The sequence below is a fragment of the Roseovarius salincola genome (genome assembly GCF_026891095.1).
GTDB lineage: Bacteria > Pseudomonadota > Alphaproteobacteria > Rhodobacterales > Rhodobacteraceae > Roseovarius > Roseovarius salincola.
Genome location: NZ_JAPTNL010000003.1, coordinates 170,299 through 183,474, shown reverse-complemented (window position 1 = coordinate 183,474; position 13,176 = coordinate 170,299). Strand labels below are relative to the sequence as shown.

Annotated in this window: 12 protein-coding genes; 7 read left to right on the top strand and 5 right to left on the bottom strand. The window is 66.8% G+C overall.

Annotated features, from left to right (window positions below; all coding sequences use genetic code 11):
• Positions 1 to 174: 174 nt before the first annotated feature.
• The 6 genes from nrdR (at position 175) to phnE (N5A93_RS05775) (ending at position 5,397) form a co-directional block, all read left to right on the top strand.
• Positions 175 to 660, top strand: coding sequence for a transcriptional regulator NrdR (gene nrdR, locus N5A93_RS05800; RefSeq protein ID WP_268954132.1), 486 nt, complete (start codon positions 175 to 177; stop codon positions 658 to 660).
• Positions 661 to 664: 4 nt separating this feature from the next.
• Positions 665 to 1,759 (top strand): bifunctional diaminohydroxyphosphoribosylaminopyrimidine deaminase/5-amino-6-(5-phosphoribosylamino)uracil reductase RibD, encoded by a 1,095-nt coding sequence (gene ribD / locus N5A93_RS05795; protein ID WP_268954131.1) that lies wholly within the window; start codon positions 665 to 667, stop codon positions 1,757 to 1,759.
• Between the two features lie 164 nt (positions 1,760 to 1,923).
• Complete coding sequence (gene phnD, locus N5A93_RS05790) at positions 1,924 to 2,874, top strand: phosphate/phosphite/phosphonate ABC transporter substrate-binding protein (RefSeq protein ID WP_268954130.1); 951 nt, start codon at positions 1,924 to 1,926, stop codon at positions 2,872 to 2,874.
• 86 nt (positions 2,875 to 2,960) lie between these two features.
• Positions 2,961 to 3,782, top strand: a complete 822-nt coding sequence (gene phnC / locus N5A93_RS05785) for a phosphonate ABC transporter ATP-binding protein (protein ID WP_268954129.1) — start codon at positions 2,961 to 2,963, stop codon at positions 3,780 to 3,782.
• On the top strand, positions 3,779 to 4,588 hold the full coding sequence (gene phnE, locus N5A93_RS05780; RefSeq protein ID WP_268954128.1) for a phosphonate ABC transporter, permease protein PhnE: 810 nt from the start codon (positions 3,779 to 3,781) through the stop codon (positions 4,586 to 4,588). Before phnC ends, phnE (N5A93_RS05780) begins: the two co-directional genes overlap by 4 nt.
• Positions 4,585 to 5,397 carry a phosphonate ABC transporter, permease protein PhnE gene (gene phnE, locus N5A93_RS05775; protein ID WP_268954127.1) on the top strand — a complete coding sequence of 271 codons (813 nt, stop codon included), beginning with the start codon at positions 4,585 to 4,587 and terminating at the stop codon, positions 5,395 to 5,397. Before phnE (N5A93_RS05780) ends, phnE (N5A93_RS05775) begins: the two co-directional genes overlap by 4 nt.
• Before the next feature lie 57 nt (positions 5,398 to 5,454).
• Here phnE (N5A93_RS05775) and N5A93_RS05770 read toward each other — a convergent pair whose 3' ends face one another.
• The 3 genes from N5A93_RS05770 to N5A93_RS05760 all read right to left on the bottom strand — a co-directional run bounded on the left by N5A93_RS05770 (position 5,455) and on the right by N5A93_RS05760 (position 10,044).
• Positions 5,455 to 7,512 carry a capsule polysaccharide biogenesis protein gene (locus N5A93_RS05770; protein WP_268954126.1) on the bottom strand — a complete coding sequence of 686 codons (2,058 nt, stop codon included), beginning with the start codon at positions 7,510 to 7,512 and terminating at the stop codon, positions 5,455 to 5,457.
• Positions 7,512 to 8,600 carry a polysaccharide biosynthesis/export family protein gene (locus N5A93_RS05765; protein WP_268954125.1) on the bottom strand — a complete coding sequence of 363 codons (1,089 nt, stop codon included), beginning with the start codon at positions 8,598 to 8,600 and terminating at the stop codon, positions 7,512 to 7,514. Before N5A93_RS05765 ends, N5A93_RS05770 begins: the two co-directional genes overlap by 1 nt.
• Positions 8,601 to 8,757: 157 nt before the next feature.
• On the bottom strand, positions 8,758 to 10,044 hold the full coding sequence (locus tag N5A93_RS05760) for a capsule polysaccharide biogenesis protein (RefSeq protein ID WP_268954124.1): 1,287 nt from the start codon (positions 10,042 to 10,044) through the stop codon (positions 8,758 to 8,760).
• 162 nt (positions 10,045 to 10,206) lie between these two features.
• On the opposite strand from N5A93_RS05760, the gene N5A93_RS05755 reads away from it, so the two are divergent.
• A complete protein-coding gene (locus N5A93_RS05755) occupies positions 10,207 to 10,794 on the top strand; it encodes a riboflavin synthase (protein WP_268954123.1) in 588 nt (195 codons plus the stop codon).
• Between the two features lie 20 nt (positions 10,795 to 10,814).
• Here the strand turns inward: N5A93_RS05755 and N5A93_RS05750 are convergent, their stop codons facing one another.
• Positions 10,815 to 11,924, bottom strand: coding sequence for a phosphatase PAP2 family protein (locus N5A93_RS05750; protein WP_268954122.1), 1,110 nt, complete (start codon positions 11,922 to 11,924; stop codon positions 10,815 to 10,817).
• 53 nt (positions 11,925 to 11,977) lie between these two features.
• Positions 11,978 to 13,033, bottom strand: coding sequence for a phosphatase PAP2 family protein (locus N5A93_RS05745; RefSeq protein WP_268954121.1), 1,056 nt, complete (start codon positions 13,031 to 13,033; stop codon positions 11,978 to 11,980).
• Between the last annotated feature and the right edge of the window lie 143 nt (positions 13,034 to 13,176).

Below are 13,176 nucleotides of genomic sequence, written 5' to 3'. Positions count from 1 at the left end.
GTTGATACCGCCCATGTAATCATCGTGGGAACGGCATCAAAGGGGCGCATAGGTCATTCATGTTGGGGCGGCATTTCACCCCTACCCAAAGCATTGCGGCTCCCCTATAGTGGTTGTGGATAAGTGGGCCTGAGACCCACCATCGAGAGGCAGACCAGAAAAGGGGAACGGCCGATGCGCTGCCCGTTTTGCGGAAATATAGATACACAGGTCAAGGATTCACGCCCTGCGGAGGATCATGTTTCGATCCGTCGGCGGCGGTTCTGCCCCGCATGCGGCGGGCGGTTCACCACCTATGAGCGGGTGCAGCTGCGCGACCTTGTGGTGGTCAAGACCAATGGGCGGCGCGAGGATTTCGACCGCGACAAACTGGAACGGTCGATCCGGATCGCCTTGCAGAAGCGCCCGGTCGATCCCGAGCGCATCGAGCAGATGATCTCGGGGATCGTGCGGCGGCTGGAAAGCATGGGCGAGACGGATATCCCCTCCAAAGTGGTGGGCGAGATCGTCATGGAGAGCCTGGCGCGGATCGATACCGTGGCCTATGTGCGCTTTGCCAGCGTCTACAAGAATTTCCAGGCGGCGGATGATTTCGACAAGTTCGTCAGCGAATTGCGCCCCGACGAGGCGATCGCCGAAGCCAAGCAAAAAGACGAGTAGCGCCATGCGCGGGGAGGACGCCCGCTACATGGCGCTGGCGCTGGCGCTGGGCCGGCGCGGGCAGGGCCGCTGCTGGCCGAACCCGGCGGTGGGCTGCGTGATCGTGAAGGATGGCCGGATCGTCGGGCGCGGATGGACGGCGCCGGGCGGGCGCCCGCATGCCGAGGTCCGCGCGCTGGCGCATGCCGCAGGACAGGCGCGCGGCGCGACCGTCTATGTAAGTTTGGAACCCTGTGCCCATCACGGCAAGACGCCGCCCTGCGCCGATGCGCTGATCGCCGCTGGTGTGGCCAGGGTCGTGGCCCCCATCGCCGACAGCGATCCGCGCGTCGCGGGACAAGGGTTCGCGCGGCTTCGCGAGGCCGGGATCGAGGTGGAGACGGGCATCTGTGCCGAGGCGGCGCGGCGCGATCTGGGCGGGTTCCTCAGCCGGGCCGGGACCGGGCTGCCGCATCTGACATTGAAACTGGCCATGTCGCTTGACGGGCGCATCGCCACCGCATCGGGCGACAGCCAGTGGATCACCGGCCCCGAGGCGCGCCGCATGGTCCATGCGATGCGCGCGCGCCATGACGCGGTGATGGTGGGCGCGGGCACGGCAAGGGCGGATGACCCGATGCTGACGGTGCGCGGGCTTGGCATCACCGGCCAGCCGGTGCGGGTGGTGGTGTCGCGCCGGCTGGACCTGCCCCTGATGTCGCAACTGGCGCAGAGCGCGCGCGAGGTGCCCTTGTGGCTGTGTCACGGCCCGGACCCGGATGCGGCGCTGGCCGAGGCCTGGGACGGGGTGGGCGCGACGCGCATCGCCTGCGATCTGACGGGGCGGCAGCTGGATATGGGCTCGGTGCTGCGGGCCTTGGGCGAAAAGGGCATCACGCGGGTCTTTTGCGAGGGCGGCGGGGGGCTGGCGGCGTCGCTGCTGGGGGCGGGGCTGGTCGATGAGCTGGTGGTGTTCCGCGCCGGGATCGCCATCGGCGCCGAAGGCCTGCCGGGGATCGGCGCGCTGGGCCTTGAGCGGCTGGCGGGGGCGGAGCGCTTCGCATTGGCTGAAACGCGCGCGGTGGGGGGCGACACCCTGAGCCGCTGGCGGCGCGGCTGAGGCCGGTCAGGGGGCGCTGCCCCCGTCGCCGCAAGCGGCGACTCCCCCGAGGTATTTTCCGGCCAGATGAAGCGGGCGCGCGTGAGCGGCGTGGCGGTTTTCGGGAAATTGTTACATTGCGCGGATATCCCCGGCGGGAGACCGAATCCGAGAAAGGGGATCCCATGAAGACCACAGCCGCATTGACCACCTTCGCCGCACTGGCGCTGGCGCTGCCCGCGCAGGCCGAATTCGAGCTGAGCGAGCGTTACACCGATAATGACGGGGATCTGATCGCCGACATTCCCGAGGACTCCGCGCAATGGGTCGACCCCGAGACGCTGATCTTCGCCTATACGCCGGTCGAGGATCCGGCGGTTTACGCCGAGGTCTGGGCCGGTTTCCTTGCGCATATGTCCGAAGTGACGGGCAAGAAGGTGCAGTTCTTCCCGGTCCAGTCCAACGCCGCGCAGATCGAGGCGATGCGCGCCGGGCGCCTGCATGTGGCGGGGTTCAACACCGGGTCGAACCCGCTGGCCGTGGCCTGTGCGGGGTTCCGCCCCTTTGCGATGATGGCGGCCGAGGATGGTTCCTTCGGTTACGAGATGGAGATCGTCACCTATCCCGGGTCCGGGATCGGGAAGGTCGGGGACCTGAAGGGCCAGACGCTGGCCTTTACCTCGGAAACGTCGAATTCGGGGTTCAAGGCGCCGTCGGCGATCCTGAAGGCGGAGTTCGGCATGAGCGCGGGCGAGGATTTCGAGGCGGCCTTCTCGGGGGCGCATGACAATTCGATCCTGGGTGTCGCCAACAAGGATTACATCGCCGCCTCGATTGCCAATTCGGTCAAGGGCCGGATGATCGACCGCGAGGTCGTATCCGAGGATCAGCTGGTCACGATCTACCAGTCGCAGACCTTCCCGACCACGGGCTATGGCACGGCCCACAACCTGGCGCCCGACTTGCAGGGAAAGATCCGCGATGCCTTTTTCAGCTATGACTGGGAAGGCACGGCGCTGGCCGAGGAGTTCGGCCGCAATGGCGAGGATCAGTTCATCGAGATCACCTTCAAGGATGACTGGTCGGTGATCCGCACGATCGACGAGGCCAACGGCGTGGTTTACGACTGCAACTGAGCCGGACGCGACGGCATTGCTGGCGGGCGGCCCCGATCCGGGCCGCCCGCATGGCATGTGGAAGACCCCGAGAGAGAACCTGGCGCATGTTGCATCTTGAACGGCTGACGAAAACCTACAGGACCGGCGAAACCGCGCTGAGCGAGGTGAGCCTCGATGTGCCGGAAGGGCAGATCATGGGGCTGATCGGGCCGTCGGGCGCGGGCAAGTCGACCCTGATCCGCTGCATCAACCGGCTGGTCGAGCCGAGCGCGGGCAAGGTCATGCTGGGGGCGGTGGACCTGGTGGCGCTGGGCAAGGGGGATCTGCGCCGTCAGCGCCGCCGGATCGGCATGATCTTTCAGGAATATGCGCTGGTCGAGCGGCTGACGGTGATGGAAAACGTGTTGTCGGGACGGTTGGGGTATGTTCCGTTCTGGCGCAGTTTCCTGCGCCGGTACACGCCCGCCGATATCGCGCGCGCCTATCGCCTGCTGGACCGGGTGGGGCTGATCGACCATGCCGACAAGCGCGCCGATGCGCTGTCGGGCGGGCAGCGCCAGCGGGTCGGGATCGCCCGCGCACTGGCGCAGGAGCCGGAACTTCTGCTGGTGGACGAACCCACCGCCAGCCTTGACCCCAAGACCAGCCGCCAGATCATGCGGCTGCTGACCGAGATCTGCGCCGAGCGCAACCTGCCGGCGATCGTCAACATTCATGACGTGCCGCTGGCGCAGCAATTCATGCAGCGCATCGTCGGGCTGCGGGCCGGGCGCGTGGTGTTCGACGGCCCCCCTGAAGCCTTGACCGAAAGCGCGCTGACCGAGATCTATGGCGCGGAGGACTGGAACGCCATGCGCCAGGGCGACGGCGAGCAGGCCGAGGCCGAGGCGGATGCCAAGGCAAGGCTGGAGGCGCTGGCGCGATGAGCGGCGCGGCCACTTACCCGAGGCGCTGGCGCCGCCCGCCGCAGATCGTGCGTGACCGGCGCTGGCGCATCGCGCTCCAGATCGCGATCCTAGTCTATCTTGTGCTTGCCATCGGCTCGGTCGAGGTGAACTGGGCGCGGGTCCATGACGGGCTGGAGCGCGGGCAGCGTTTCGCGATGGGGTTCCTGCAACCCGATTTCACCAGCCGCTGGCGCGATATCAGCCAGGGGCTGGTGGAAAGCCTGACCATGACGCTCACGTCGACGGTGGTGGGGGTGGCGATCTCGGTGCCGATCGGGATCGGGGCGGCGCGCAACCTGGCGCCGCGCGGGATCTATTACCTCTGCCGGGGGATCATCGCCGTCAGCCGGGCCTTGCAGGAGATCATCATCGCGATCTTTTTCGTCGCGATGTTCGGCTTTGGCCCGCTCGCGGGCTTCCTGACGCTGAGTTTCGCGACCATCGGCTTCATATCGAAGCTGCTGGCAGACGACATAGAGGAGATCGACGAGGCCCAGGCCGAAGCGATCCGCGCGATCGGCGCGTCCTGGTGGCAATTGGTGAACTATGCCGTGCAGCCGCAGGTGATGCCGCGGCTGATCGGCCTGTCGCTGTACCGGCTGGACATCAATTTCCGCGAAAGCGCGGTGATCGGGATCGTCGGCGCGGGCGGAATCGGCGCGACGCTGAACACCGCGATCGACCGCTATGAATACGACAGTGCGGGGGCGGTTCTGCTGATCATCATCGTCATCGTGATGGTCGCCGAATACGGGTCGAGCTATCTGAGGACGTTCCTGCAATGAACGGGATCACCCATTACAGCCAGGTCTGGAGCTTCAGGAGCGGGCGCGCGCGTCTGATGCTGTGGGGCGGGTGGCTGGCGCTGGTGGCGCTGTTTGCCTGGTGCTGGCAGGTGATGACCCGCGACACGATCTGGTTCTTCGTGGCCGATGCGCCGCGCCAGGCGGCCGATATCGGCAACCGGATGGTGCCGCCGCGCTGGTCATACATGGCCGAGCTCTGGGCGCCGCTCTGGGATACGATCAACATCGCCACGCTGGGAACGATCGGGGGCGTGATCATGGCCGTGCCGGTTGCGTTTCTGGCGGCGCGCAATACGACGCCGTCGGCGCATGTGCTGCGCCCGGCCGCGCTGTTCATCATCGTGACCTCGCGGTCCATCAATTCGCTGATCTGGGCGCTCTTGCTGGTGGCGATCATCGGGCCGGGGCTGCTGGCGGGGATCGTGGCGATCGCGCTGCGCTCGATCGGGTTCGTGGGCAAGCTGCTTTACGAGGCGATCGAGGAGAGTGATGCGCGCCAGATCGAGGCGGTCACGGCGACCGGCGCGAGCGGCGCGCAGGTCGTGAGTTACGGGATCGTGCCGCAGATCATGCCGGCCTTCTGGGGGATCGCGGTGTTCCGCTGGGATATCAATATCCGCGAGAGCACCATCCTGGGGCTGGTGGGGGCGGGCGGTATCGGGCTGAAGTTGCAGGCGTCGCTGAATGTGCTGGCCTGGAGCCAGGTGTCGGTGATCCTGTTGCTGATCCTGGCGACGGTGGTCTTGAGCGAATGGGTGTCGGCAAGGATGCGTCACGCGATCATCTGACCCCGGGGGGCCAGCCCCCCGGACCCCCCGAGGTATTTGCGGCCAGATGAAGGGGGATCACCGCCAGAGCCAGGATTGGCTGGCGAGGAGGCCCTGGAGTTTCGAGAGCATGCGGTTGGCGGGGCCGGGCGAGGGCAGACCCCCGGGTGCGGCGAGGCGGGCGACGATGGTTTCAACGGCGCAGGGCTGGCCGGTGAGCGGGTCGCGATAGCGCGGGTAGTCGATCAGGGCGGCATGCGCGAGGCCGTGAAGCGAGGGGCGCGCGCCGCGCCGCGCCGGGATGCGCCCGAGATCGCGGGTGAGGCCCCAGCCCGCATAGAAGGGCGCGCCGGTGGTGGTCACGGGGAGGCCGCGCAGGAGCGCTTCGAAGCCGAGAAGCGAGGTCATCGTCCAGACCTCGTGGACATGTTCGAGGAGGGCGGCCGGGTCGTAACCGGTGAGCACATGATCGGCGAGCCCGCTGAGCGCATCGGGCGCGACGGCGCCGGGGCGCAGGCCCGCTTCGACATCGGGATGGGGTTTGTAGAGGATGAGCGCATCGGGATTGGCGGCGCGCGCATGTTCGAGGAGGCCGAGATTGGTCGCGGGGTCGCCTGCGCCGAGGCGGATCGAGGCGTCGTCCTCGACCTGACCGGGGACGAGAATGCGGTGGCCGGTGCCGGGCAGGGCGGGCAGGGCAGACAGGGCGCCGCCGAGATTGTATTTGCTGAGGCCCGCATCGCAAAGCGCACGGATCAGCGCCCCTGCGCGGGCATCCTGACCGGGACGCAGGCTGGCGCGGGCGGCGATCAGGCGTTCAAGCCGGCTTTCGCGCGTGGGATCGTAATAGATCCCGAGATCGTCGCAGACCAGCGAGAGCGGCGGCACGAGCCGCGCGCCAAGTCCGCGCGAGCGCAAGAAGCCGTCTTCGACGCGCAGGATGTCGTCGTCGGGGGCGGTGGCGGAGGCCCAGGCCATGGCGCGCCGCCCCGTGGCGGCGGCGCGCCGCGTGGCGTCGGGCACGGTCTTGCAAAAGCGCATGCCGCCGCCCGGCGCATGGAAGAACCCTTGCAGCGCGCGGCGCTTCCAGAGGCGCATGCCGGCGGCGGCCCAGCCGTGGCGGTCCTCGCGCCAGGCGCGGGCGCGGGCTTCGAGCGCGCCGATTGCATCCTCAAGCGGGCAGAGGCGGTCGCGTTCGGGATCATACCATGTGGGATAGAGGATCATCGCGCCCGCGAAGAGCTGTGCGCGGGTCAGGGCGCGGCCGCGGCGCGCGAGGGCGGCGGGGTGGCGATCCTCGGTGAGGTTCCAGCCGGCATAGAAGGGCTGGCCGAAGACATGCGGGCGGTGGCCTGCGAAGATCGCCTCGAAACCGAGTTGCGAACTGACGGTATAGACGGCGGTGGCGCCCGAGAGGAGGTGCCAGGGGCTGACCGGGTCGGCGAAAAGGCTGATGCGCGCGGTTTCATCGGCGCTGGAGAAATGCCCCGAACGGTGGCCAGCCAGCGTTTCGGGATGGGTCTTGATCAGGATGCGCGCGCCGGGGTTTTCCTGTTGTGCGAAGGTCAGCATCTCGCGGAAACTGTTGGCATCCGCGCCGCAGGCGGTGAGCGAGGCGTCGCCGCGTGTCTGGTCGATCACCAGCACGTAGCCGGGATCGGGGCAGGGCGCGGCGGGATCGAAGGCGTTGTATTTGCTGAGGTCGGATTCGGGCAGGCGGGCGGCGGCTTCGCGGGCGCGATCGAGAAGCGGGGTCTGATCGAGCGGGTGGGTGGCCAGCAGGGTTTCGAGATCGGACGGGCTGCGCGCGTCGAAATGCACGCCGGTCCGGTCGATCAGAAGGCCGAGCGGCGGCTCGCCCGAGCGCCCCGGATGAAGCGAGCGCAGAAAGGCGTCCTCGACCCGCAGGAGCTGCGCGCCGCTCCGGGCGGCCAGTGCCGCGCCGCGCCGCGCATAGGGGCTTTGGCCCCAGACGGCGATCAGGTCCTGCGCGCGGGGGCGGCCAAGGCTGAGCGGATAGCCCGCCAGCGCCATGATGCGGCGCAGGCGGCGCTGGCGCAGGAAGCCGGCGTTGAAATAGAGAACCCGCCGCGCCATTTCCGGCGCGGCGGGGTCGGGCGCGGCGGGCGCCCGCATCACTCGCTGCTGAATGCGCTGGCCGTGGAGGCCACCGAACCGACCGCGCCGAGCGTGCCGGTCAGGGCCGAGATGACCTTGCTCCATTGCGCGAAGGGCGCTTCGGTGACGTAGAGCGTGTCATCGTCGCGGATCACGAAGTCACGCGCCATGAACATGCCGTTCGGCTTGGTGAGGTCCAGCACATAGACAAGGCGCTGTGCGCCGATGAGGTCATCGCGGCCAAGAACCTGATTGGCGATTTCGGCCGGTTCGTTGCGCATGACGAAGACGCCGGTCGGATCGGCCGCGCTGGGCGTCAGGCCGCCGACCTGAGCGAGGGCCTCGACAGCCGAGAGGCTTTGGGATTCGAAGGGCACGCGGGCCTGGGCGCCGGTGGCGCCAAGCGCGGTGAAGGAGCGGGTATCCTCTTCGACGAGAACCCGGTCACCGGCCCGCAGCGCGATGTCGAAGCTGGGATCCCTGTAGAGGTCCTGGAACCACACCTGACTGCGCTCGCCGCCCCGGATGACGGTGATCTGGGCGATTTCCGGCTCGATGGAGATGCCGCCCGCCGCGGCCAGCATCGCCGAGAGCGTGCGGGTCGGGCGCTCGATCGGGTAGACACCCTGCGCGCCGATCGCGCCGACGAGCGAGACGGTGGAGCCGTCCCCGGCGACGCGGCGCACTTCGACCTGGGGATCGGGGGTTTGTTCATCGAGCTTGGAGGTGATGATCCGGCGGATCGCATCGGGCGTGTTGCCGGCGGCCCGGACCCGGCCGGCATAGGGCACGAAGATGAAGCCCGAGCCATCGACCTGGACCTCTTCGAGGATGGTCTGGTTGGTGGTCTGACCGGCGAGCAGCCCGTCATCGACGTTCTCCCAGACGGTCAGGCCCAGCACGTCGCCGGGGCGGATCGTGTCCGAACCCAGCTGTCCGGCATTGCGGAAGGCTTCGGAAAAGCCAAGCGCGGGTTGCACGGCCGTGGCGCGGGTCACGCGGTCATTCACCGTGACGATGAAGGCATCACCCTGGCGTTGCACCGATCCGGCATAGATTTCGTTCTTGTTGGGGCCGACACGAGGGAGTGCGCAGGCTGAGACCATTACGACACTCATTAAAAGGGCGACGGATTGCGCCCGGCGACTGGTTCTGGGTTTCACTGCTCGGTCTCCTCGACCTTTTTCTGCCTGCTTGTTTTTTGTATTTTTGGGCAAGCTACCGGAAATGCGGCGTTAAATCCAGAGTCTTGAGCGATCCGGCTCAGGTCACGGCGCGCAACTGTTGCCGTGGAGCCGCGGTGCCCGAGCGCAGCGCGTCATAGGGGTCTTCGGCGGCGAGCATCATGTCGACGGTCTGGCGCAGCAATTGGCGCCGCCCGCGAGAGGAGTAGAACCCCCCCGATACCTGGCTGGTTTCCAGCAGGAAACGGCGGTAGTCGGCATAGGCGCGCCGGTCGGGGCGTTCGGCCCCGGCGAAGAATTCGGTCAGCGATTTCGAGGAGACGAATTCGGGTTTGTCATAGACGGCGGCGCCGAAGGTCTTGAGAGGAATGCCGCGCCAGAGCGCCTGCTGAGCGGCGGTGGAATTGACGGTGACGGCGCTGCGGGCCTCGTCGAGCAGGCCCGCAAGCTTGCCGCCGCGCACGAAATGGACCCGGTGCGCGATATCATGCGCACGGGCCAGGCGGCGGACATCGCGGCGGATCGGCGCGCGCCCGTCCTCGAGCGGGTGGGCCTTGATCACGAGGTGGTGGTGGCGCGGCGCGCCGCTGGCGAAACCGGCGATCACGGTTTCGAGGAATTCGCCCATGGTGGAAAAGGGCGAATGGGCCTGAAAGGCGGAATCATGTTCGAGCTGCAGGAGCGCCAGGTGATAGGGAAAGCCGCCTTGCGTGACGCGCAGCGTGGCGATGCGCCGCTCGATCGCCTGAAAGGGCATGAGCAGCAGGCGGCGCAGATAAAGGCTGAATTCCTGGCTGACAGAGAGTGCGCGATGCGGGCGGAAATTCCGGTAGCGGCGGTTCAGGAACAGCACGAAGCCATGATAGAGCGCGCCGTAGAACACATGCTGGCGGGTGTCGCCCCAGCTGGCCGGGGGCAGCGGCGGGGCGTCCATGTCGCAGCGTTCGAGTGCGGCGCGCATATCATCGACATCGAGCGACATCAGGCGCGAATGGCCGTTCGAGCCGTCCCGTTCATAGGTGACCCAGTAGGGGCGCAGATAGCCTTCCTCGAAGACATGGATGCGCAGGCCCGCGGCGCGCGCGATGGCGACGGCCTCGGCATGGACCGGGCGGGTATCGCCGTAAAGCACGAGGTCGGTGACGGATTTTTCGCTGAGAAGCGCGCGCAACGTCCGCGCCCAGTCATCAATGGTGCCGAGATAGGGGATATAGCTGGCGCGATCGCCCCAGAATGCCCTGTCGCCGCTGTTGAAGCCGACCCGCCAGACCTGCGCGCCGGTGCGGCGCAGCATGGCCGCGAGCTTGTGAAAGAAGGGGCCATGCGGCCCCTGGAGAAACAGAAATGTCCGGTCACTGCCTGCCATGATGCCAAAACCCTAAACGCGCACCTGTTACCCGTCCGTTACCTTTAGCGCAGTCCGGCGCTGAAAATAAGTCCTTTCCGGGGCAACGGGGTGGCGTGTGACGCCTTGTCATGGGGCGCGCGCGGGGCTAGGTGCGAAGGGCATGAAGTGTGGAGGCCAGCCATGTTCACGGGGATCATCACGGATGTCGGGCGGGTGCGCGCGCTTGAGAAGCGCGGCGATCTGCGGGCGCGGATCGCGAGCGGCTATGACATGGGCGGCGTCGATATCGGCGCATCCATCGCCTGTGACGGCGTGTGCCTGACGGTGGTGGACAAGGGCGGCGACTGGTTCGACGTGGATATCAGCGCAGAGACCGTGTCGAAAACCAATCTCGATGGCTGGGCCGAGGGACATCGGGTGAACCTGGAGCGCGCGCTCAGGGTCGGCGACGAGCTGGGCGGGCATATCGTGTCGGGCCATGTCGACGGGCTGGCAAAGATCGTGGCGATCCGCGACGAGGGCGACAGCACGCGCTTCACCTTGCGGGCGCCCGAGGCGCTGGCGCGGTTCGTCGCGCCCAAGGGTTCGGTGGCGCTGAACGGCACGTCGCTGACGGTCAACGAGGTCGAGGGCTGCGATTTCGGGATCAACCTGATCCCGCATACCAAGGACGCGACCACCTGGGGTGATGCGGTGGTGGGCGACCTCGTGAATCTGGAGATCGACACGCTGGCGCGCTACGTGGCGCGGTTGCAGGAAACGCTCTGACCGGGCTTTGCGTGCGTCAGTCAGATCGGATCGCGTGACAGAAGCCGGCGCGAGATCGTCCAGAACAGCGCCGCCAGGATGATCGCAAGGTAGCTGTCCACGGCGTAATGCCAGGCCAGATGCACCGATCCGACCACGATCATCGCGGCAAAGACGCTGAGCGCCCAGCCGATCCAGCGCGACAGGCTGAAGCCGTAGAAGGCCATCAGCACGGCGGTGGTCACATGCATCGAGGGCATGGCCGAAATGCCGCGCACCGGCCCGCCGTTGAGATAACCGTCAAGCAGCATGTCCTGCACGCCAAGCGCCCAGACGGGGCTGACCTCATGCAGGTCGCGCAGCATCTGCATCTGCGGCTCGAAGGTGTCGCCAAAGCCGAAGGCGGCGTAATAGACCGGCCCGACCGAGGAAAACACCGTCGCCAGCAGGTTCGCCGCAAAGACCCAGGCCATTGCCATGGACAGCAGGAAGGCGCGGTGGCCGGTGGCCTCGGCGCGGCCGAAACAGGCAATGAACACCAGGAAATACAGAAGCATGATCCAGATGTGATAGGCGCCGTTGATGACCGTGGTCGCCAGCGGATACCCCAGGAGCGGCGCGAGCAGACGCCATGCATCCTGACCCCCATGCAGCGCCCGGTCGAGCGCGGCAAAGGTGGGATCCCATGAAAAGGGCACGATCAGGGGGATCATGTCCTTGAGGAAGGTGGCGGTGCTGACGATGAAGCCGATGGTGACCAGCGCCACCGCGCCGCCCAGCAGGCGTTCGGCGTCAAGCAGCGTGGCCTTGATGTCCTGAAAGAAGCGGCGCAGCGGACGGGCCGGGCGCTGCATGATGGCGATCCAGCCCAGACGCCCGAACGCGAGGACCAGCACGAATGCCGGCACCATCGTGCTGAACAGCGTCAGCAGGATCGCCACGGTCGAGGAATGAAACGGCTGCCCGAGCGCCCGGGATACGATCAGCGCCGCACCAAGATGCAGCGCGGCCAGCACGAGCAGGAAGCGGTTGAGCCAGACCGCGCGGCCCGGAAGACTGTGCCACGGCGTGGCGATATTGACCTGAAATTCCATGACCCGACCTTGTTCACCGAACAGAACCTTACTGCGCGCCTTTTGCCCGAGGATCATGACAGCGTCCCGGCGCGATTGGGCCGTTTTCGGGGCAAGTTCCGGTGCGGCGGTCAGGCGGGGTCGGCCAGAAGGCGACAGAGCCGCCCGGCGAGCCACCAGCAGAGCAGCGCCAGGGGGATGGCCAGATAGGCGTCAACGGCGTAGTGCCATGCCAGATGCACCGAGCCGAACATGATCAGCGCGCTGAACAGCACCATCAGCCATCCCGCCCAGCGCCGCCATGAAAATGCATAAAGCGTCATGATCGCTGAGCTGGCCACATGCATCGAGGGCATCGCCGAGATCCCCCTGATCACAGACTCGTCGTGAAAGCCCTCCAGCAGCGTGCGCTGCACGTCGAGCGCCCAGACCGGGCTGACCTGATCGGAGGCGCGCAGCCCCTGCATCAGCGGCGCGAAATCCGTGCCAAAGCCGAAAGCCTGAAAATAGACCGGCCCTGCCGAGGAGAGCAGGATCGCCAGAATGTTGCCGCCAAGCGCAAAGCTCAGCAGCAGCGCAAAGATGAAGCGGGCGCTCCGGGCGCGTTCGTGGCGATCGAAAGCGGCCATGAAGATCATGAAATACAGCAGGAACAGCCAGAAATGGTAGTTGGCGTTCAGGACTGTCGTCGCCAGCGGCGAGCCGAAGAGCGGTTGCAGCAGAACCCAGGGATCGTGGCCGAAATGGAGTGCCCTGTCGATCCCGGCGAGCCAGGGATCCCATGCGAATGGCTGTATCTGCGCGATATTCGCCTTGGCATCGGTAAAGGCGCTCGAGAAGACCGCCACCAGCAGCAGCGAGGCAAGCCCCGCGCCAAGGCGACGCGGATCGAGGACGACTGTGCGGATATCGTTGATAAAGGTTCGCAGCGGGCGCCTTGGGCGTCGCAGGATCGCCAGGTGCAGGAAATGCGCGATCATCAGCACGATCATGAAGAGCGGCACCAGCGTGGTGGCCAGAAGCAGCAGCATCCTGACGGTCGAATCGTTGAAGGATGCGCCGGCGATGGACGAGATCGTCAGCGCAAGCGCAAGCTGCAACAGCACCAATCCGAGCAGGATCGTGTTGCGCGTGCAGCCCCGCGATGCGGTTGCGGGGCGCGAGGGACAGGCTGTGGCGTCATGCATCGGGCTCTCCCGCTGGCGTGGCGTCGGGGCCGTTCGTGACAGGGCTATGCGGCAGGCAATGGGAGCGAGTGTGGCGTTTCAGGGGCGGTTTCGCCTTTGAGGGCGCGCGCGGCGGGGCGCTGGATTCATATTCACGAAATCCA

Bases quoted from the DNA above. Each gene is read 5' to 3' on its own strand.
- nrdR (WP_268954132.1), top strand. From the start codon at position 175: ATGCGCTGCCCGTTTTGCGGAAATATAGATACACAGGTCAAGGATTCA.
- ribD (WP_268954131.1), top strand. From the start codon at position 665: ATGCGCGGGGAGGACGCCCGCTACATGGCGCTGGCGCTGGCGCTGGGC.
- phnD (WP_268954130.1), top strand. From the start codon at position 1,924: ATGAAGACCACAGCCGCATTGACCACCTTCGCCGCACTGGCGCTGGCG.
- phnC (WP_268954129.1), top strand. From the start codon at position 2,961: ATGTTGCATCTTGAACGGCTGACGAAAACCTACAGGACCGGCGAAACC.
- phnE (WP_268954128.1), top strand. From the start codon at position 3,779: ATGAGCGGCGCGGCCACTTACCCGAGGCGCTGGCGCCGCCCGCCGCAG.
- phnE (WP_268954127.1), top strand. From the start codon at position 4,585: ATGAACGGGATCACCCATTACAGCCAGGTCTGGAGCTTCAGGAGCGGG.
- N5A93_RS05770 (WP_268954126.1), bottom strand. From the start codon at position 7,512: ATGCGGGCGCCCGCCGCGCCCGACCCCGCCGCGCCGGAAATGGCGCGG.
- N5A93_RS05765 (WP_268954125.1), bottom strand. From the start codon at position 8,600: ATGGTCTCAGCCTGCGCACTCCCTCGTGTCGGCCCCAACAAGAACGAA.
- N5A93_RS05760 (WP_268954124.1), bottom strand. From the start codon at position 10,044: ATGGCAGGCAGTGACCGGACATTTCTGTTTCTCCAGGGGCCGCATGGC.
- N5A93_RS05755 (WP_268954123.1), top strand. From the start codon at position 10,207: ATGTTCACGGGGATCATCACGGATGTCGGGCGGGTGCGCGCGCTTGAG.
- N5A93_RS05750 (WP_268954122.1), bottom strand. From the start codon at position 11,924: ATGATCCTCGGGCAAAAGGCGCGCAGTAAGGTTCTGTTCGGTGAACAA.
- N5A93_RS05745 (WP_268954121.1), bottom strand. From the start codon at position 13,033: ATGCATGACGCCACAGCCTGTCCCTCGCGCCCCGCAACCGCATCGCGG.